Source organism: Acidisphaera sp. S103, from assembly GCF_009765975.1.
Classification (GTDB): Bacteria; Pseudomonadota; Alphaproteobacteria; order Acetobacterales; family Acetobacteraceae; genus Rhodopila.
Window position 1 is genome coordinate 161,932 of record NZ_LMUJ01000079.1, and the last position, 547, is coordinate 162,478.

Sequence of the window (547 nt, forward strand, 5' to 3'; positions counted from 1 at the left end):
ATCGCCGTCCGTAGCGGCGGCGAAGGCATCGATCAGCGCTGCCACCGCGTATCGCTTCGAGCACGATCACAGGCTGCCATCGGACAATCAGCAGATCCGCGGCCGCCGCCGCCCGGACCCGCTGGCCGATTTCTTCGAGAGCGAGATCGTGCCGATGCTGAAGGCCGCACCGGAGCTGCGCGCGGTCGCGATTTTCGAGGAGATGCAAAGGCGCCACCCTGCGTTGTCTGGCGGCGTCCGGCGCACCCTGGAGCGGCGCATCCGTTCATGGCGTGCTCTGCATGGTGCAGACCAGGAGGTGATCTTCCGCCAGGTACACGAACCCGGCCGGATGGGCTTGTCGGATTTCACCGATATGGCCGACCTCGGCGTTACCATCGCCGGTGAACGGCTCGATCACCGGCTCTATCATTTCCGGCTGGCCTACTCGGGCTTCGAGCATGCCCATGTGATCCTCGGCGGCGAAAGCTATGTGGCGCTCGCCGAGGGGCTGCAAAACGCGTTGTGGGCCCTCGGCGGTGCGCCGCTCGAGCATCGCAGCGACAGC

At 66.2% G+C, this 547-nt stretch carries 1 pseudogene; it reads left to right on the forward strand.

Annotated features, from left to right (window positions below):
* Positions 1-547: pseudogene (locus tag GSQ89_RS27190) on the forward strand (IS21 family transposase); the annotation flags it as partial.